24 protein-coding genes and 1 tRNA gene are annotated in these 16031 nt (G+C 57.7%); 10 read left to right on the top strand and 15 right to left on the bottom strand.

The features are described from left to right. Window positions 1-152 precede the first annotated feature (152 nt). Both P186_RS13195 and P186_RS14135 read left to right on the top strand, forming a co-directional pair. Complete coding sequence (locus tag P186_RS13195) at window positions 153-335, top strand: hypothetical protein (protein ID WP_014290018.1); 183 nt, start codon at window positions 153-155, stop codon at window positions 333-335. A gap of 172 nt (window positions 336-507) precedes the next feature. Then, complete coding sequence (locus P186_RS14135; RefSeq protein ID WP_014290016.1) at window positions 508-777, top strand: hypothetical protein; 270 nt, start codon at window positions 508-510, stop codon at window positions 775-777. Here the strand turns inward: P186_RS14135 and P186_RS13185 are convergent. The 8 genes from P186_RS13185 to P186_RS13150 form a co-directional block, all read right to left on the bottom strand. Then, window positions 774-1061, bottom strand: a complete 288-nt coding sequence (locus P186_RS13185; RefSeq protein ID WP_014290015.1) for a winged helix-turn-helix domain-containing protein — start codon at window positions 1059-1061, stop codon at window positions 774-776. The genes P186_RS14135 and P186_RS13185 overlap by 4 nt on opposite strands. After that, the gene (locus P186_RS13180) at window positions 1033-1593 is read right to left on the bottom strand and encodes a hypothetical protein (protein WP_014290014.1); all 561 of its coding nucleotides are present in this window, start codon (window positions 1591-1593) and stop codon (window positions 1033-1035) included. Before P186_RS13180 ends, P186_RS13185 begins: the two co-directional genes overlap by 29 nt. Beyond that, window positions 1587-1943: a hypothetical protein gene (locus P186_RS13175; protein ID WP_014290013.1), complete on the bottom strand. Its 357-nt coding sequence runs from the start codon at window positions 1941-1943 to the stop codon at window positions 1587-1589. The genes P186_RS13180 and P186_RS13175 overlap by 7 nt, the downstream gene beginning before the upstream one ends. Before the next feature lie 89 nt (window positions 1944-2032). Then, entirely contained in the window at window positions 2033-3697 is a 1665-nt protein-coding gene (locus P186_RS13170; protein WP_148683094.1) for a hypothetical protein, read from the bottom strand. Window positions 3698-3957: 260 nt separating this feature from the next. Continuing rightward, a complete protein-coding gene (locus P186_RS13165) occupies window positions 3958-4806 on the bottom strand; it encodes a trypsin-like serine protease (RefSeq protein ID WP_148683093.1) in 849 nt (282 codons plus the stop codon). Window positions 4807-5221: 415 nt separating this feature from the next. After that, window positions 5222-5479, bottom strand: a complete 258-nt coding sequence (locus P186_RS13160; RefSeq protein WP_148683092.1) for a hypothetical protein — start codon at window positions 5477-5479, stop codon at window positions 5222-5224. Between the two features lie 314 nt (window positions 5480-5793). Beyond that, on the bottom strand, window positions 5794-6381 hold the full coding sequence (locus P186_RS13155) for a translin family protein (RefSeq protein ID WP_014290009.1): 588 nt from the start codon (window positions 6379-6381) through the stop codon (window positions 5794-5796). Window positions 6382-6431: 50 nt separating this feature from the next. Next, window positions 6432-7298, bottom strand: coding sequence for a hypothetical protein (locus P186_RS13150; protein ID WP_014290008.1), 867 nt, complete (start codon window positions 7296-7298; stop codon window positions 6432-6434). Between the two features lie 77 nt (window positions 7299-7375). On the opposite strand from P186_RS13150, the gene P186_RS14130 reads away from it, so the two are divergent. Then, a complete protein-coding gene (locus P186_RS14130) occupies window positions 7376-7522 on the top strand; it encodes a hypothetical protein (protein WP_014290007.1) in 147 nt (48 codons plus the stop codon). Between the two features lie 77 nt (window positions 7523-7599). Here P186_RS14130 and P186_RS13145 read toward each other — a convergent pair whose 3' ends face one another. After that, window positions 7600-8562 (bottom strand): NAD(P)/FAD-dependent oxidoreductase, encoded by a 963-nt coding sequence (locus P186_RS13145; RefSeq protein ID WP_014290006.1) that lies wholly within the window; start codon window positions 8560-8562, stop codon window positions 7600-7602. Next, window positions 8562-8987 carry a CBS domain-containing protein gene (locus tag P186_RS13140; RefSeq protein ID WP_014290005.1) on the bottom strand — a complete coding sequence of 142 codons (426 nt, stop codon included), beginning with the start codon at window positions 8985-8987 and terminating at the stop codon, window positions 8562-8564. Before P186_RS13140 ends, P186_RS13145 begins: the two co-directional genes overlap by 1 nt. Window positions 8988-9040: 53 nt before the next feature. Between P186_RS13140 and P186_RS13135 the strand changes: the two genes are divergently transcribed. Further along, window positions 9041-9418 (top strand): hypothetical protein, encoded by a 378-nt coding sequence (locus tag P186_RS13135; RefSeq protein WP_148683091.1) that lies wholly within the window; start codon window positions 9041-9043, stop codon window positions 9416-9418. A 9-nt stretch (window positions 9419-9427) separates the two neighbouring features. Here the strand turns inward: P186_RS13135 and P186_RS13130 are convergent, their stop codons facing one another. From P186_RS13130 to P186_RS13120, 3 genes are all read right to left on the bottom strand, one after another. Next, a complete protein-coding gene (locus P186_RS13130; protein ID WP_148683090.1) occupies window positions 9428-9607 on the bottom strand; it encodes a chromatin protein Cren7 in 180 nt (59 codons plus the stop codon). Window positions 9608-9757: 150 nt separating this feature from the next. Next, entirely contained in the window at window positions 9758-10255 is a 498-nt protein-coding gene (locus P186_RS13125; protein WP_014290002.1) for a hypothetical protein, read from the bottom strand. A 54-nt stretch (window positions 10256-10309) separates the two neighbouring features. After that, window positions 10310-11296, bottom strand: a complete 987-nt coding sequence (locus tag P186_RS13120) for an ATP-binding protein (RefSeq protein ID WP_148683089.1) — start codon at window positions 11294-11296, stop codon at window positions 10310-10312. 204 nt (window positions 11297-11500) lie between these two features. Here P186_RS13120 and P186_RS13115 point away from each other — a divergent pair, with 204 nt between their 5' ends. From P186_RS13115 to P186_RS13100, 4 genes are all read left to right on the top strand, one after another. Next, window positions 11501-11761, top strand: coding sequence for a molybdopterin-binding protein (locus P186_RS13115; RefSeq protein ID WP_148683088.1), 261 nt, complete (start codon window positions 11501-11503; stop codon window positions 11759-11761). A 30-nt stretch (window positions 11762-11791) separates the two neighbouring features. Beyond that, entirely contained in the window at window positions 11792-13567 is a 1776-nt protein-coding gene (gene infB, locus P186_RS13110; RefSeq protein ID WP_148683087.1) for a translation initiation factor IF-2, read from the top strand. A 107-nt stretch (window positions 13568-13674) separates the two neighbouring features. Beyond that, window positions 13675-13778: transfer RNA gene (locus P186_RS13105), tRNA-Leu, on the top strand. A 147-nt stretch (window positions 13779-13925) separates the two neighbouring features. After that, window positions 13926-14168: an Lrp/AsnC family transcriptional regulator gene (locus P186_RS13100; RefSeq protein ID WP_014289998.1), complete on the top strand. Its 243-nt coding sequence runs from the start codon at window positions 13926-13928 to the stop codon at window positions 14166-14168. Here P186_RS13100 and P186_RS13095 read toward each other — a convergent pair whose 3' ends face one another. Next, entirely contained in the window at window positions 14169-14618 is a 450-nt protein-coding gene (locus P186_RS13095) for a 30S ribosomal protein S6e (protein WP_014289997.1), read from the bottom strand. It lies immediately after the preceding gene. Between the two features lie 48 nt (window positions 14619-14666). On the opposite strand from P186_RS13095, the gene P186_RS13090 reads away from it, so the two are divergent. Next, entirely contained in the window at window positions 14667-15293 is a 627-nt protein-coding gene (locus P186_RS13090) for a hypothetical protein (RefSeq protein ID WP_014289996.1), read from the top strand. Here the strand turns inward: P186_RS13090 and P186_RS13085 are convergent. Continuing rightward, window positions 15274-15627 carry a DUF6379 domain-containing protein gene (locus P186_RS13085; RefSeq protein WP_014289995.1) on the bottom strand — a complete coding sequence of 118 codons (354 nt, stop codon included), beginning with the start codon at window positions 15625-15627 and terminating at the stop codon, window positions 15274-15276. The two genes, P186_RS13090 and P186_RS13085, sit on opposite strands and share 20 nt — an antisense overlap. Before the next feature lie 65 nt (window positions 15628-15692). Between P186_RS13085 and P186_RS13080 the strand changes: the two genes are divergently transcribed. Further along, window positions 15693-15971 (top strand): hypothetical protein, encoded by a 279-nt coding sequence (locus P186_RS13080; protein ID WP_014289994.1) that lies wholly within the window; start codon window positions 15693-15695, stop codon window positions 15969-15971. The last annotated feature ends 60 nt before the right edge of the window (window positions 15972-16031 follow it).

Below are 16031 nucleotides of genomic sequence, written 5' to 3'. Positions count from 1 at the left end.
TGCCGTCCATCATCAGTTTCTTCAGCATCACGATTGCAGGTTGCCCGGGCCACTTCTACGTTAAAAATGGGGGCCGTGTAGGCCTTGATAGGGCGACTGCAAACCCCGCTCTTTAGGGCGGGGTAAGGTTTTTAGCAAGCTTCAATTTAGACGTGGCGGCAACGGGGTCTGCCGCGGTGCCGCTTCTGCTGGACGGCAACCAGTTCCTTAACTTTCTTGTGCTTAAAAGGGCGTATAGGAGGGCGAAGAGGGCCGTGGTGGAGTACCTAGTCCAGAACTACGGCGGGAGAAGAGCCAGCTACTTCAGCATATGGCACGAGGCGAGGAGGCCGTGAGTCGGCTCGGCCCCCCTTCGCCTACCAGCAATAAACAGTGAAAAATGCGGTCGAGACCTACAACGCCTGGGTTGAAACTGGAGGGAAGCCCCCGGAGGTGAGGCGTGTGGCGCCATACGTTGTCGAAACCGCGTAGCACCTCAGCTCCCTCACGGAGGTGTCCATACGCCTCATGTCTGGGAGGCACGCCGCGGAGCTCTGGCCCCACATGCGGTTCTGGAAATTCGAGTGGCTTGTCAGAATGGGCAAGGCCGAGAGATCGTCGACGATTAGGTTAAGAAGAGTGAAGCACAGGTTATATGCTATCTTCACCTACGAAATGGAGCCCAGGGAGCCGAAAGAGCCCGCCGTGCCGGGCCGGCCCCATGACCCCGCCAAGGGGAAGAGGGCGTCTATGACCCGCCCCGAGCGCCGGGGAGCGGGGTGGGTCAGACATATCTAGCGTCTCTTTCTTACCGCGTCGCTGAGGTTTATGCCGGCTAGCGTTTTTACCACCTCTTCAAGTTTTAGTAGGGCGGCTTGCCCCTCTTTTGTTAGGTGCCATCTGCCGTCTACGCTGGCCACCAAGCCTCTCTGCGCCAGGTGGGTTAGGTACTGGAGAGCCTTTTCGTAGCTTGTCCTAGCCGCGGCGGCTACGCTGGCGGTTGGCAGAGGGCTTTGGCTAAGGACGTGTAGAATCCTAGCCGCCGTGTATACGTCAGGTAAGAATTTCCTTCGCCCTTCCATAAACCTCTCTCAGCTTTACATAAGACTCGACATAGGCGGAGACCCCCCTAAAAACAAACGCGGAGAGCGTAGCCGCGCTGGCGAAGGCGACGTATAGAAGAGGGCCTTGCCACATCCCCAACACGACGCCGCCGCCGACCACCAGCGGCACAGCCCGCCCGTCTGACGTGGTGGCGACAGTCACGGTTGCCCCTATAGACGCTAACAAGTAGCTTTCGTAAAGGGCGTATGCCAAAGCCACCGCCATGACGGCCAAGGCGAAGCGTCTAGCTAAAGGCGCCGCGATGCAGACATCGCCGTGGTTCGCAAAGAGGCTCGCCGCTTTTAGTACCCCCAACACGCTACGCTCCACCCGCCAGACGCGGCCGAGGGCCGCGGCTACGGCAAGGCCAGCCGCCAGCACCACCGCCAGCCTGATCCCCCACAGACCTAGATACGCCAAAAACGCCGCAAGCCACAGCCACGCCGCTGAGGCGACATATGAGGCAAAGCCGCCTACGCACATCCTATACGCCTTAAATACGTCTACCATATATACAACGTCGCCGTGCCGCTGTAGCTCACCGAGCTGGAGGAGGGGTTGTAGACGAGGATGTATACATCCCTAGTCCAGTCCACAGAATACGAGACGTAGAGGCGACCGGAGGTGGAGCAACTATACTCCCCCTTGAAGTCATCGGCATACACGTACCCGGCGCACAACTCTCCGCCCTTGAAATCTAGCGAAATTGTGACAGCGGTTACGCTACTATAAGGCCCGTAGAGCCGCGACGCTGACGCGCTTAAGGTTCCGGAGATAGGCACTTCAACCCTCGTGACGTCTGGCTCTGCCGCTATTATTAAAAATGTCAAGACGATAAACAACAGCAATATCCTACTCATATGGAAAGGATAAGAACGAATATATAAGTTGCTACGTCCATTTGTAGGGATAGGAATACGATTCGTATTGAGTATGGAAAAAACTAGTTTTAGGGGGTCTGCCTTCTGCGCCGGGCTTTCGCCGCCAAGACGCCCATCGCCGCTAGGGCGGCTGTGGACGCGAGGACTGCGGCCGCGGCGGGGCTCCACGTGCTCCCCTCCACTGCCCCTACGCCGTGTGCCTCGTCTAAATACGCCGCGCCGACAGAGGCGAGCCATTCCTCAGGATCCCGGGGCGGGTCGGGGTATAGGGGCGAATAGCCTATGATTTCTGCCAAGAACTTGAAGGGCCCCACGCCGCATCCCACCTCTAGTATGAAGGGGTAGCCTCCCGCCTCCTCGGCAATTTTAGCAACGGCCTCGGCAAGCTCCGTCTTGTTCATCCCGCGGCAGACAGATTTGGCAAACCCCACACTAACCGTCGGGACGCCCCAGTCGCCTTTTTCAGACACAGCCCCTATCGACGCGGCGCTCCACTCAAGCAGAGAGAGAAGGAGTACTAGCTCTCTTCTCGTCTCTGTGTCGTTTATATCTAGATCCCCGCCGCATTTAATACGCTGGAGCTTGTCAGATTCTTTTATTATCCTCTCTACGTGCTCCCGCCTCTCTTCACACAGCTGTCTGAATAGGGCTAGGTTTATCTTGTCGGTGATCTTCCTCGTCTCGTTTCCCCACCTCGTGTTATAGAGTCTCTTCAGCACCATGTCGAGGTACTTCGTGGCGTTCTCCGGCCTCCTGTCTGCCCACGGCACTACTACCACGACTATGGTGGCGTTGACCGGCTTAAGTTCGCTCGGCCTCTTTTTAACCACGGCGTAGGCCACCGGCGGCTTGTGGGAAAAGACGCCGGTGCTCAAGGCGTCTGGGAACAACTCGTCCACCACCCCCTTGAGCCAGTAGGAGAGGCGTGGATCTGTGTAGTTAAACACAGCCCCCATATACGACTTCGCCGCGCCCTCCAAGCCGCCTATGACCAGCCAGATGCCCTCCGGAGACTTAGGCTCGATGATTAAGTAATTCCCCGCCGCCGTTATGTTGAAGTCGTCTGGAAACACCAACACAGGCGGCGCCGCCAGTGCAAATAACGCCAGTAGGAGCGAGACGAAAAGAGATCTCATTACTACGCCTGACTTAATCTTCGTTCTCTTATGCAATAGTAGTATTATCAATGCGGCTGAAATTGCCAACAGCGCTATTGGCCATATATAGATACCCGATATGACGTTCATATTGGCGTCATTCACATCTGAGGTCGGAGCCACGGTGGCGTTTTCCCCGCGCCCCTGGGGGGCGGCGGCAGTCGCCTCGCCTATAGATGCGGTTCGCAATAGAAATAGCTTGTCTGTAAAGTACACCACAGGATATCTACACGGCACGATCTCTCTGACTCGTGTCGCAACTTTATCGGCCTCTTCCTCAGTGGCGTTAAAGATTGTGAGAGTTACTATAGGCATATCTAGTATAAACCCAATGCCGAAGTAGACGTCTTTTCCATATCTCTTAACATACTCATTTACCCAAGAGCTCATCATTTCAACAGCTTTTTCACGGCCTTGCCACGGGCCCGGATCTGCGGCGTTGATGTAGTAAATAGTCAGCCCGACGCCTAGTCTTCTACCCCTCTCCGCAATATGGTTCACTAACGACCTGTTACTAAATACGTACACTTCAAGCCATACCTCTGCCCTGCCGCCCTCTTCCTTTAGTCTCCGCAAAACGTCCTCGCTGAGTGTCTCATCTCCGCGAATGTATACCCCCGGCATATTCTTCAACTCACTTATAAAGGACCTTACGAGTGATATTTTAGCAGATTCGTTAACATTCACTGAGGAGACGATGATATATACAGGTAGACCTTGTGTTTTGACTAAATAACAAGTTTTGTTTACAACCACGCCATTGAAGTCATATACGACTTTAATCTGAGGCGCCGCTAATACTATCACTGTTATAATTAGTAAAAATAATACTGATCTCATGACCTATACGTATATAGATATACTTGTAACCTATTTAAAGATTCGTCAATGGGAGTTACATATAGCACTGTAGGATATGCGTATGCGTTGCCGCCCTTTACGATACCAAGTATATTTGCATAATACACAGTCATAAAGTCGATTCTTTGGCTCCACATGTAGAACACAGGGCCTCCGCTATCACCTAGGCAAGCATTTATAGTTCCTCCGCCTCTTTTAATTACTCTATAGACCAAGGCATTGTCCTGCGTTATGTAAAGATCGTAGATAATGAGACTTGAGTCGTATTGGCATCTAAATCCGAGTTTTGAATATCCGCTACCTCCCGGGTCTCGTGGCGCATTAGTCACTGTGTAGTACCAGTTTACGAGCGCGTCTGTCTGGAATCCCACTGAGGAGGTGGCGATCCACGGCTTTACAGTTCTGCTTGATGTTGTTACTTTTATTAGAGCTGCGTCCACCACCGGAGTAGGGCCTGTATAGTAGCTGTCTTTAATCACATCTCCAATATAGTTGCTGTCAGGCGCATTTAAATCTCTGTACGGCTGGTGCACGACGTCTTGATATTGACTATTTGTGCAGTGTCCAGCTGTGAGGTAGCCAAATACCCGCGCCCCGCCTTCGTACCAATACACCGGCGCCCCAAGACTGCAGTACCCATATAGGAAGTACCGATCGGGGGTCTGGTAATAACCTACCTCGATTTGGACACCTCCAGCGAGGTTATCCCACCTATCTGTAAGCGACAGCCCATATACAGACACCGCGAGAAACAACGACACAGCAACTCCCAGCTCACCAAGCCCCGGCGCGCCTTTCCTAAAAGCATCTTTACCAACTAACATTTCCCTCCAAGGCCTCTCACCTCTGAGACGTACACTTTTTTGTATTATACTTTTTAGTAACATGTGATTTTGAAATATTTTATGATATAAATCCGACTCAATACGAATCGTATTCGTATCGTTGTTTATTGTTAGTCTTTCTAGGTGGCTCCACAGCATAAGACGAGGGGTAACGTGCTTGCAGCTCTGAACTCCAAGCGGGGGCTGTCCCTCTCGGGGAGGGCGGCGCTGTGTCTTTGACTGGCTAGACTCGCACGCCGTGGAGGTACAACGCAACTACCCGCCTCCCCATTGCAGATTTCATCTCTACGTAAACGCGGTCTGCCGCTTATGCTCACTGGAGGCGTGTCTGCGGCGATCCTCGGCCGGAGCGTCATACTGCTGACGCGCGCCGCCTCTAAAAAATCTGATGTATTCAAAGTATATCCAAAAAAGTCGCATTTCTAGAAAGCGGTGCCACATATTTAAACCAGCACGCCAGCCAGCCCTCTGCGCCGCGTCCAGCGACGTAGCTGTGGGGGGTCTGGGCCTGAAAGCCTGGGGGCTGGTCTTTTGGATCTTGTTTACGCAGAGTCTCCACTGCGTCGGCTTGCCTCACGGTTGGGAGGGCATCGGCCGCCCCTCGCCGCTGTAAGCACCTCGGCAACGTCGTAGTCGGCACAATCGTCAGCACAAAATAGAGTGGTTCTGCGCTTTACAGCCCCGTCCAGCGCCCTTATAAGTCTACGCACTTAGATGTAGCCGTGTGTGCAAGGCCGGTGCGACGTTGGGTTGAGGTGTGCGGAAGATGCGGCGCCGCTCTGCGGGGGAGGTCCCGTCCGGCAGATGTGGGGCCCTCACCTGAGGCTTAGTTCTGCGCCGGCTTGGCGAGGAGGTGCGCCTGGTGTTTCAACACTCAGAAAGTCCCGGGAAGGTCTGCGGGAAGCTCCGCCTTGCGAGGCGCTTCTAACACATGGCCGGCAGATGGTAGCCGCTCTACCGCCGGCGTCAAGGTGTCGCAGGTGGGCCCTCCTCCCGCCTGCATGAGGTGGCGTAGAAAAGCTTCTCGATGATCCAATTGGCTTGGGACCCCACGTAGTCCACTTTTTTCCTTAGCTCGAAGTCTCTGGGCTCCAGCGCCAGTAGGTCGAGGTACAGCCTCTCGACGGCTTCTTTAAGCCGCCGCGCCGGCTCCACCTCTTTCCTCAACAACTCCTCTGTGGCGGTTCTGCCTAGCTCGCCGGCGATCTCGGCGATGCCCATTAGGTAGGTGTAGACGTCTACCCCCAGCTCCTCTCTGGTGGGTAGCCTCCCCTCTTTTAGGTATTTGTACAGCGCCGTGGCCTCTACATACTCCTGAAGCCCCGTGGTGGCGCTTCCGTAGAACATGGGCCACTCCTCTAGGAGCCTTTTCAACTTCGCCACAGCCTCCTCCATGTCTCGCATAGCCCTCTCGGCAGACGCGAAGTCTTTCCTAATTGTGGAGTACACCACGGCCTTGGAAAGCCTCGCCACCTTTATCGACGTCTGGACAACCTCGTCCTTGACCTGCTCGTAGCGCCTCAGCTCGTCGTATAGCTTCTTGACGTCGAGCATGGCGGCACCCACGCCGGGGTTTATAAAATTGCCCCGGCGCCGGCGGCCGGCTAGGCGTGTAGCAACCAGGCGGCGGCTATCAGGGGGGAGAGCAGGAGGATGGGGAGGGGTAGCGCCGGGCCGTAGCCCCAGCGCTTTAGGAAAACCGACACCGTCAGGCGGAGCCCTAGGTATATCAACGCCACGCCAGCCGCGAGGGAGAGTAGGGCCGCGCCACCCCCCAGGTGGACTAGCTTCGTTACTATGTACGACAGCGCCATGGCGTAGACTACGAAGTCGCCCACCCCCAGCGACATGTTTCTCAGCCGAACCACGAACCCGAAGAGGGGCGTGTCGCCTCTGGCCCCCCCGCCGCCCCCGCTGGCGGCCTCCTTAGATTTTCTAACTAGCTTGCCTAGGAGGCCTCTGCTTACCATCACGTAGTCGTACACCGGGAGTGCGACTAGCAACGCCGCCACGGTGGGCTCTGGGAGGAGCCACACAAACATAACCCCGGCCAAGGCGCCTAGGAAGCCCAGCAACAAGTCGCCTCTCCTTCTGTGGATTAGAAACGCCACAGCTAGGCCGAATAGGAGAGACGCCCACATGAGTCTGACGGCGTTTATCTCGTCGAGAAGCCCCGTCCAGTAGTACAGGATTGTGTAGAACTGCACCACGCCGACGGCGAGGACGTACCACACGAAGTATAGAAACAGGTTCAGCAACCTCCTCCTCGTGAACAGTATGTAAATCGCGGCGGTGGCCCCTAGGAGCAGTACGAAAAATATGACGAGGTTGTGAACAGTCGCTCCTGCGTCCTCTGCGCGTACATAAGGCGTCGACTGGACGGGGAGCGGCTCCACCTTTATTTCAAAAAACAGCGGGGCTGTCCCCAGCAGTACGGCGATGGCGACGAGGGCCAGCGCGAGGACGACCACGATCCCCCTCAGATGTTGAGATATATACTTTCCAACGGCGCTACGTAAAAATTTTTAAGTTGGACTCTCGGCGGGGCATGAGGAGGGTTATCGAAATCCTCGGCCCAATATCAAAAATTTTACAGGAACTCGGAATAGACCCCTACTACCCGGCGCATTTACTGACTCCCAAGCTCTTCACCATAGCCCCCAAGCTGGCGAAGAGGCTTGGCGACGCCTCGTGATTTAAAAACCCGAGAGGCGGTTGTGGCGGTGATGAGGAACCTGGGTCTGCAAATATGCAGAGGACATAGGCCGCTGACTACTTAACCAACGCCGCCACCAGCCTAATCCCCGCGGCTGGCCTCTTGGCGAGTACAGTGAACAGGGACCTCGCCGATAGGTTCTCCTCGATGTAGTCTCTCAGTATCCGGTCGTCGGCCAGCTCGATGAGGGCCTCCCCCCTCGCGGCGAGCCTCTCGGCGGTTTTCAGCAACTTCTTCTGAAACTCTATCTGCCTCACAAGGGGCTCCACGGCGCGTCTATACGTCTCCAGCGGGTTTTTCGTTGCCAGGGCCTCGGCGAGGGCCCTTGCGGAGAGTATCCCCGGCCGAATTCCCTCCCCGGTGAGGGGGTAGACCAGCCCCGCCGCCTCGCCGACTCTAAACCCCTCGCCGTCGTGGAGAACCACCCTGGGGATCACGGTGAAGGGGGCGCCTCTCACCTCCAGAACCCGCCCCCCGCCCAGCCACTTCTCGATAAACTGAAGCACGTGGGGGACTGGGTTAGCCACGCCGACGAAGCCCCCGCCGACGTTGTAGACCCCGCCGTGGGGGAATACCCAGTAGAACCCCACGGCGTTTTCCGGAAAGATGAAGTACGCCGCCTCCTCCTCTAGCTTCACCCCGTCGACGTACGCCCTGGCTATCGTAATCTTATCCCCCTCGCTTTGGTATGGACCGCCCGCCTTGACCAAGACCTCCCACTCCCCGCCGCCCTCCCCGCCGCCTCTCATGGACTCCACCCAGGCGCCTTTGTCCACTATGTACCACCTCGCCTTTGCATAGGCGACCTCCCCCACCTCCCTCCGCCAGCGGTAGAACCTGTACCTCTTCACCTTATCCACCACGTACTTCATGTCGACGAGGGGGGTCTCGACGGGGACCGCCTCGCCGCAGGCCTTGAAGTAGCGCCTCGCCCGGTCGGCACCGTAGGCCCTGCCGTAGAACTTCAGGAACGCCGATCCCGAGGGGCCTAGACCCAATACCTTCGCCTGGGGCTTCATTACGCGGACATGCCGGGCTCGAAAGTCCACTCGTAGAACTCAGCCACTTCTTTGAGTATCGCGTCTTCCCTTATTATATCTCTTATAGACAAGACGCCGTAGAGCTTGCCATCTTTCGTAACTACCACGTGGCGTATGCCGTACTTTTTAAACACCTCGGCGGCCTTCGCCACGTTTTCGCCGTAGTCGAGCGTGACCACGTTTTTAGTGGCTATGGTGTCCACAGGCGAGTTCAAGTCGGCGTCGAAGGCGACGGCCTTAACAACGTCGCGTTCAGACACGACGCCGACGACTCTGTCCTGTTGCTTGGGGTCGACTAGAACAACGAGGCCAACCCTCCTCTCGGCCATTAGCTTCGCCACCTCTCTAATAGGCGTGGTGGGGAAGGCCTTGACGACGTCTGTCTTGGCGTAGTCCCCAATCATGTCTATAAATGCAGAGGGGATTAAAATATATATGTCGCCAACGGCTGGACTACGTGGATAGGTTTACAAGCGACGAGCTTCTACACCTAGTGGAGCTCATGAAGCTCAGGGGCGCCGTCGAGTCCGAATATCTGAGGGAGTTTATAAACGGCATAATTAGGGAGACGTATCTAAGGATTAGGCTGATGGATCTGCTGTCTCTCCCCGACATATCGCTAAGCGCCCCGGACGCCAAGCCCCTGGAGGAGGTGGTGGAGGCGCTTGAGGAGATGTGTAAACACTACGAGGAGCACCTCGCCGAGGTTAGAAAACTAAGAGAATCCGCCAAGACGCCGCTGGAGCTGGAGCTCGTCGCCGCGGTGGAGAAGTCTCTGGAGAGGTCACACATAGCGGTGAGGATGCTAATCAACGCACTCACAGAGCGCAGGTAGAGCCCCGGCTCAAGGCGGCAACCTCATTATGACCCTCCTGACAGTTCTGCCGTCTGGCAGTCTAAACAAGGCCACCACTACGCCCGGCTTGCCAGGCGGCTGGAGGATCCACGCCTTCACGGGCCTTAGCCTATAGACGCGGCCCCCCCACTCCACCTCATACTCCCGGTTCAAAATCTCCTCAGCCACATATAGAAAGCGCGGCCAGCTTATAAATTTATTGGGCCCCCGGCTGGATGAGGTGGCGGATCTCTCTACCTCCACGCGGCTGTTGGCGTAGAGTCTCTGGCAGTCGCCGCGTGCCGAAGTGCCCCTCTGAGGGGGCCGTCTGCGCCAAGTTTAAGGTATGTGTCTCCCCCCGCAGTGTTCACAATAGGCGCAGCTACACGTGACATTGGACAAGTCCTCAAGCCTGGGCGCGAAGGAGAGGAGGGAGACGCCGTCACATATGGATAGGTGAGCAACGCCGCTAGCTCCGGCACAGCACTGCCGGGGATCGGCGCAATTTAAGATCTCAATCCCGTCCCTCAACCTGGCGCAGGACTCAGCAGGCGCATCGCAGTCGAAAACAATCGTGACGCATCGGGCGTAGTCGTTGAGTCTCTCCCTCCGCTCTCTGACGTAGTGAAACACGCTTCTCCAGTTGGAGATCTGCGCAAATTTGACCACCACGACAGCCCTGCCGCTGGCGACGTACTTTTTCACAGGATTGTACTTCTTCACCGAATGGCGCCCACCCGCTGTGATGCGTCGGTATCTGCCCAACAGCTCCTCCACCGCGCTAATCCTCCTCGACTGCTCGCCTGTGACGGCGCCTCGGGCCGCGACCAGCCGCACCAAGCCAGAAGCGCCTCCTCGTCGTCGTCACCCTCTACAAAATATATGCAGATGTCAGTAATATCTGAGGTCTTCATAAAGCTCGTCGAGGCGCCTCCTAGCCTCCGGCATTTCTATCTCGTCGTATTTCTTACAGTCGCGCATCCTCAACACCCGCCCCCTCCCCATTGAGGCAAGCTTGTCAACTACCTCAATGCTCTGCGTAGCCACCACCACCTTTCTCCCCGCGTCGAGGGCGCGTTCCACCGCGTCCCGCACGGTGTTGATAAGCGTGGGGTGCATATGCGCCTCCGGCTCGTCGATGAAGATAAATCGGCCACCGCCGAGGGCAAGGGATATTACGAGGGCGTACGCAAGACCTGCCGGCGCGGCGCTCATCGGCAGGATGCTCCTCCCCACCACATGTGGTATGCCGTTGATATTCCTCACGTCCCTCACGCCGTATTTCTCAAAAAGCCTCATTGCTTCGCTAAACCAGCCGGGGTTCCCCACTGCTATGGTGTCGACAAGCGGCGCCACGTAGTCCATCTCGGCGGCTAGCCTAGGCGTCACGAGCAAGGCCTCCCCAACACCGCCTGTACGCCAGTCCACCACGAAGTTCGCGAAAACCGCGGCGGCGGAGGCGCCGCCCGGCCCGCAGAGGTAAAGCCTACCGAGCTCCCGATATGCAAATTCCGACACCGGCAACCCGGACAATTTGGCCAGCCACCCGAAGAAAAGCTGTACGGAGATTCCCTGCAACAACTTGCTCAACTCCGCGTCGCCGCCCGGGGCGCACTCAACTCTAGACAACACAGTCTCGTTAAGCTGGGCGCGGTCCCGGCCAAAGTCCGGGCTGAAAGGCTCCCCCCGCGCCATCAACACAATTTTCAAGGGCGTTTGGGGCCCCGGCGGGGTGGCCCCGCCGCCAGAAGCCGCCAGGTAGAGGGCCTCAAGAAGAGAAGACTTCCCAGCGCCATTAGGCCCCAAGATCACCAACAGATCCTCGACGTCTACGACGAAATCTTCAAGACACCTATACCCCCTAATCCTAAACTCCACAACCGCCCACACCTCTCGTTTTAAAAACATGTGCCGCTGGACACGCCGGCCACCCTCGGCGCCAGAGGCTGAGGTATCATCCACGGCGCTCCACGCCCCCCGCGCGCCTCCAGCGGAAGATCCAGCCGGCGGAAAGGGGTTTATGGAGGCCCGGCCCCCCGGCCCCTCCAACCGACCTGTAGAATGCGCGGCTATCGCGGGTCTATGCTAATCGAGGCCTCTGGGGAGGAGATCTCTGTCACTGCGTGGGCTGTGAGCGGCGAGTTGCTTTTCAGGGAACACGGCGCGCCGGCGCGGCTGGTTGTCCTCACTCGTTGCGTGTGGATGAGCGTTGCTTCGGCGCCTTGGGGCCGTGGGGAGCCCGCACCGGGTTGCCGGGAGGCGCGGGAGTACTCCATGAAAGGGTATCCGCGGCGGGGGGGGGGTCGACTCCGGCAGGCCGTTGTCCGGCCCCTCGGCGGCTAATCTTTTTTAAATAGTGACGTGGGTTTGGCCATGTCTGTGAGGTCGCCTTTCGTCGTGGTGATGGGCCACGTGGATGTGGGGAAGACCCTCCTGCTGGACAAGATCAGGGGCACCTCTGTGGCCTACCGGGAGCCCGGCATGATCACGCAACACATAGGCATGAGCCTGGTGCCGTGGCCGGCGGTGGAGAGGTTTGCGGGGCCTCTGGTGGACCGCCTAAAGCTTAGGGGGAGGATATGGGTCCCCGGCTTCCTCTTCATAGACACGCCGGGCCACGCCGCTTTTTCAAACCTGAGGAAGAGGGGCGGCTCCGTCGCGGATTTGGCCGTTCTCGTCGTGGACATAACCTCCGGCCTCGAGGACCAGGGCGCCGAGTCGCTTAAGCTAATCCAGAGCCGCGGGGTGCCCTTCGTAATCGCCGCCAACAAGCTGGACAGGATCTACGGGTGGAGGTCTGTGGAGAACAGGCCCTTCCTATTCGCCGTGGAGGAGCAGGAGTGGCACGCCGTCGCCACGCTCGAGGAGAGGATAGGCAAGCTGATAGACGAGCTCTCCCGATTCGGCATAGAGGCCGACAGATACGACCGCGTCAGAGACTTCTCCCGCCAGGTCCCCATCGTCCCCACAAGCGCCGTGACGGGGGAGGGAATCGCAGACCTCCTCGTGGTCCTGGCCGGGGTGAGCCAGCGCTTCATCCCCCGGGAGAGGCTCCAAGTCGCAGACGGCCCCGCCAGAGGCGTCGTCATGGAGGTAAAGGAGGAGAAGGGCCTCGGCGTGGTGGCCGACGCCATTATATACGACGGGAGGATTAGAAAAGGCGACGTGGTGGTCACCGCAGGCCTAGACGGCCCCAGAGAGGCCCGCGTCAGGATGCTCGTCATGCCCAAGCCGCTAGAGGAGATGAGAGATCCCGAGGACAGGTATATGGCGGTGGAGGAGGTCAGAGCAGCCGCAGGAGTCCGCATAGTGGCAGACGGCCTAGAGGGCGTGGTGGCCGGCGCGCCGATATACGCGGTGTGGGACCCCCAAGCCATCCCCCACGTCCAGAAGCAGATAAAAGAGGAGATAGCCGAGATAAAAATCGAGTCCGACAGGGAGGGCGTCATAGTGAGGGCGGACACCTTCGGCACCCTGGAGAGCACAATCCTCTTCCTCAGACAGCAAGGCGTCCCCGTGAGGAAGGCCGACGTCGGGCCCCCGACCCACAAGGACGTGGTCGAGGCAGTACTCAGCAGGCGCAGGAACCCGGCGTTCGGCGTAATACTAGCCTTCAACGTCAAGGTGCCGCCCGACGTCGAGAAGGAGGCGGCGTCCTCCGGCGTGAAGATCATCAAGGGGGAGATACTCTACCGCATCTTCGACGAGTATATCAAGTGGTCCCACGAGGTCAAGACCAAGACCGTGGAGCAGATACTATCCCAGCTCACGAGGCCCGCCAAGATACAGCTACTCCCCGGCTACGTCTTCCGCCGTAGCGACCCGGCCATCGTTGGGGTGAAGGTGCTTGCCGGCACTTTGAAGCCCGGCGTCACCCTCGTGAAAGACGGCAGAGAGGTGGGCAGGGTGATGCAGATCCAGAAGCAGGGAAAGCCGGTAAACGAAGCCGTCGCAGGCGACGAGGTTGCAATCTCCATCCAAGGCGACGTCATAGTAGGCCGCCAGATCAAGGAGGGAGACGTGCTCTACGTATACATCCCAGACGAGCAGGCCCGGCAGTGGCTATTCCAGTACAAGCAACACCTCCGCGAAGACGAGATTAAGGCTCTAGAGGAGTATCTAAAGGCAAGGAGAAGAGGGTCGGGGTAAAGACCGAGGTGGATCCGTTAGCGAAGCCAGGGCCGACGCCTATCGCTAAATAAATGCCAGCGCGGCGCCGAAAAAGCTAAAAAACCTCTAAAATAATGTAAATACAGGCGGGGGTGCCCGAGCCAGGCCAAAGGGGCAGGGCTCAAGACCCTGTGGCGTAGGCCTGCGTGGGTTCAGGCGGCGCCGCCCAGAAATCCCACCCCCCGCACCACAACTTTATTATTATAGACCTTCTAGTTACGCGCGGTGTTAGAGAGCTTGGATCTGGGGGTTGTTTGGCGTGTTTTGAAGAGGCCTACCTCTTTGTATTTTTTCAATGGTGGGGGTAATATTTATAAGTGTGTAGTTAGTTAATCACATGGTAGAGGCGTTTGTGTTCATAAACACGGAGATTGGGGCGGAGGACGAGGTGATGGATGCGTTGGTTAAGATGCCTGAGGTGAAGGAGGCGATGATTGTATATGGGCCGTATGACCTTGTGGTCAAGATTTCGACGGATACTGCGGAGAGTTTGAGAAAGCTTATTAGTGAGAAGATTAGGAAGTTGCCGAAGATTAAGAGTACGACTACGTTGATAATTGCCAAGTCTATTGTAAAGTAGTTACTGGGCGGCGGCTTCTTCGGTTTTTTCCTTCTTCTTTTCGAGCTCCTTGGCCCCGAGGGGGATGGCGGGGGGTCCGGAGTAGTCTTTTGGGTAGACCACCACGGCGTTTATCTGTACTATTGTGTCTGTGATGGTGTTGCCTCTGGCTAGCTTCTTCTTTTTCATGCCCTTCTTGGGGGGCCGGTACCCCGGCGGGCTGTCTGCCAGGATGTACTTCTTCACGGGGCCGGGGATGCCTGGGTGCATGGGGGCGCCCTCCACGCCGCTGCCGCCGGTGATCCTGATTTTTGCGCCTTTTGGCAACTCGATGAGGTCTTTGAGAACTACGCCGTCGATCTCGTCGCCTATCTTGAGACCTACGAACCTCTGGGCGAGTGGGTCCTTGATCTCGAACTGCCTCGCCTTTCCAGAGACGGGGTCGGAAAGCACGAGCTTAAACGTAGGCATGTGGGGGGTCGGACCCACCTATTTTTAAACATTTTCCTTTATACAGGTGTGGAGCTGGTTGTCCCCCTCTGCGGGACCTGGAGGGAGTTCCAGGAGGCGACTCTTATCGTGAGGGAGAGCGTCGTCACTGTGGTGGGCCGGGTGGGCGATTCGTTCGACGAGAGGGTTGTGGATGTTGGGGATGTGGCGGACGTCGTTAGGCCCTACGTCGAGCTCTACGACTGGTTTGCTTCGGAGGTGGGGAGGGTCCTCGGCGTCGAGTATGGCCCTGACAGTGCGGGGCTTTTCCAGTGGCTGAGGAGCCACGTGGCGTTTATCGTCTCCGCGAACGCCAGGTGGGGGAGGCTGGTGGACGGCGTGGGGCCCTTCTCGGTTAGGCGTTTTGTGAAGAGGGTGTACATGCCCTACATCGGCCACTCGCTGACGCTTACCTACGTGGCGTATCCATATCCAGATGCCATCGTAGCCGCGGAGAACAAGGGCAGGACGATGGCTATTGGTAGCGTAGTGGTGGAGTGGGGAGGGGTGAAGGTGGCGTCGGCGGGAGTGCGGACTCTGGCCGGGGCGTTGCTACTGGCGCAGGCGGCGCCGGAGCTACGTCCAGAACTTGGGGAGTTGAAAAAGGCGCTGGAGGGTTTTGTGGAGAGGTTTAGGGCTATCTCGGCGTGTCGGTGACGTCGAAGGCGAGCTCGCCCCACTCCTTGGTCTTCGCCTTTATGTCGATTTTGTGCGCGCCGGGTTGCAGGGCGAGGCCTTGTAGCAGGATGGTGACCTCGTCTCTGACGTTGAACTTGTAGCCAGCCGTAGCCAGCTCCTGGGCGGCCCTCTTCTGGCCCCCGGCGATAACCGCGATATTCTCGGCGGGCACCTTCTGGCCGTCTACGGCGATGTCTAGCCCAATTACTGTAGCCGGCGCCAGGGAGTTCCTCAACTTAAAGGTAGCCCCCTCTGGCGTGTTTGTGAGACTCCCCTGGACATACAGCTGTCTCAACACCGCTGGTGGGAGCATAGCTGGTCCGAAGTCCGCGTTAATATATGTGCATTAGCCAAAAATTTATAGTGAATTCGATATCTATGGTTCCCCTGGAGAAACTGGAAAAACTCCGCGACTGGGGCTACGACGTGGTTGTCAAGGGGCGCGACGTGGAGCTGTACTTCACCACGCCCACGGTGGGGGAGGCGGCGTCGAACCCAGAGGTGGGTAGCGAGAGGCGGCGCATCGTGGTGAGGGGCGTCGTCGAGGGCGACGTGGTGAGGCTCACCGACGCCTATGTAGAGGAGGAGGGCGGCGCCCGCCGCCGGATAGATATACGGGATCTCGAGCTCTGGGTCGACTACGTAAAAACCTTATAAGGAGGGGCGTAGTGTGGGTCTGACCCCCGGAGCGGGGGCTCATGAGCGGCGGACACTCAA

The organism is Pyrobaculum ferrireducens (assembly GCF_000234805.1).
Classification (GTDB): Archaea; Thermoproteota; Thermoprotei; order Thermoproteales; family Thermoproteaceae; genus Pyrobaculum; species Pyrobaculum ferrireducens.
The sequence above is the reverse complement of the archived record's forward strand: the minus strand, read 5'-3'. Positions and strand labels throughout refer to the sequence as shown.

Excerpts from the sequence above, each read along its gene's own strand:
- P186_RS14135 (WP_014290016.1), top strand. The coding sequence starts at position 508 with ATGTCTGGGAGGCACGCCGCGGAGCTCTGGCCCCACATGCGGTTCTGG.
- P186_RS13185 (WP_014290015.1), bottom strand. The coding sequence starts at position 1,061 with ATGGAAGGGCGAAGGAAATTCTTACCTGACGTATACACGGCGGCTAGG.
- P186_RS13180 (WP_014290014.1), bottom strand. The coding sequence starts at position 1,593 with ATGGTAGACGTATTTAAGGCGTATAGGATGTGCGTAGGCGGCTTTGCC.
- P186_RS13175 (WP_014290013.1), bottom strand. The coding sequence starts at position 1,943 with ATGAGTAGGATATTGCTGTTGTTTATCGTCTTGACATTTTTAATAATA.
- P186_RS13165 (WP_148683093.1), bottom strand. The coding sequence starts at position 4,806 with ATGTTAGTTGGTAAAGATGCTTTTAGGAAAGGCGCGCCGGGGCTTGGT.
- P186_RS13155 (WP_014290009.1), bottom strand. The coding sequence starts at position 6,381 with ATGCTCGACGTCAAGAAGCTATACGACGAGCTGAGGCGCTACGAGCAG.
- P186_RS14130 (WP_014290007.1), top strand. The coding sequence starts at position 7,376 with ATGAGGAGGGTTATCGAAATCCTCGGCCCAATATCAAAAATTTTACAG.
- P186_RS13145 (WP_014290006.1), bottom strand. The coding sequence starts at position 8,562 with ATGAAGCCCCAGGCGAAGGTATTGGGTCTAGGCCCCTCGGGATCGGCG.
- P186_RS13140 (WP_014290005.1), bottom strand. The coding sequence starts at position 8,987 with ATGATTGGGGACTACGCCAAGACAGACGTCGTCAAGGCCTTCCCCACC.
- P186_RS13115 (WP_148683088.1), top strand. The coding sequence starts at position 11,501 with ATGCTAATCGAGGCCTCTGGGGAGGAGATCTCTGTCACTGCGTGGGCT.
- infB (WP_148683087.1), top strand. The coding sequence starts at position 11,792 with ATGTCTGTGAGGTCGCCTTTCGTCGTGGTGATGGGCCACGTGGATGTG.
- P186_RS13100 (WP_014289998.1), top strand. The coding sequence starts at position 13,926 with ATGGTAGAGGCGTTTGTGTTCATAAACACGGAGATTGGGGCGGAGGAC.
- P186_RS13095 (WP_014289997.1), bottom strand. The coding sequence starts at position 14,618 with ATGCCTACGTTTAAGCTCGTGCTTTCCGACCCCGTCTCTGGAAAGGCG.
- P186_RS13085 (WP_014289995.1), bottom strand. The coding sequence starts at position 15,627 with ATGCTCCCACCAGCGGTGTTGAGACAGCTGTATGTCCAGGGGAGTCTC.
- P186_RS13080 (WP_014289994.1), top strand. The coding sequence starts at position 15,693 with ATGGTTCCCCTGGAGAAACTGGAAAAACTCCGCGACTGGGGCTACGAC.